Raw genomic sequence first — 685 nt, 5'->3', positions numbered from 1 at the left:
CGGCACTTACAAACAAGCACTTTTATTACATCATCAATAAATGCTCGGCCATATTTTTTTACACGGAATTATGGCGGTAATTCCGATCTCGGAATTACCGGCAGTCGACGCTGGCCCAGGTGCGGCACCATCAGGAGAGCACCGAGCGCCAATACGCGTTGAAGGACAAGGCGCTGGCATTGGGGTGGACCGAGACGGCGATCCGCACCCTGGATCGGGACCTCGGTCAGTCAGGCGCGCAGATGAAGGGCCGCGAGGACTTCAAGACGCTGGTGGCGGATGTCTCGATGGGGCAAGTGGGTGCAGTGTTTGCACTGGAAGTGTCGCGCCTTGCACGCTCGAACCTGGACTGGCATCGGTTGCTCGAACTGTGTGCACTCACCCACACCCTCGTGATCGATGCCGATGGTTGCTACGACCCGGGCGACTTCAACGACGGCCTGCTTCTTGGTCTCAAAGGAACGATGGCACAGGCCGAACTGCACTTCTTGCGCGGGCGCCTCCAGGGCGGCAAGCTGAACGTAAGCGATCCATCTTTGACGTCTGGCAGTAAGCCGCAGGAGCGAGGAGCATAGGTGTCCACCAACTGGAGGTGGACACCTATGGCCGTAAGCGCCCGGCAAAGGCATCCCTGGGCGTAAATTGCCGTCAATCAAGTCGCGGCAGGTGCCCAGCGATGCGGTAG

Annotated in this window: 1 pseudogene; it reads left to right on the top strand. The window is 59.0% G+C overall.

The window, feature by feature from the left end:
- Positions 1 to 107: 107 nt before the first annotated feature.
- A pseudogene (locus SB822_RS54745) lies at positions 108 to 575 on the top strand (recombinase family protein); the annotation flags it as partial.
- Positions 576 to 685: the final 110 nt, after the last annotated feature.

The sequence above is a fragment of the Paraburkholderia sp. SIMBA_054 genome, from assembly GCF_046534875.1.
Lineage (GTDB): Bacteria > Pseudomonadota > Gammaproteobacteria > Burkholderiales > Burkholderiaceae > Paraburkholderia > Paraburkholderia hospita.
This window is presented reverse-complemented; position numbering and strand designations above follow the sequence as displayed.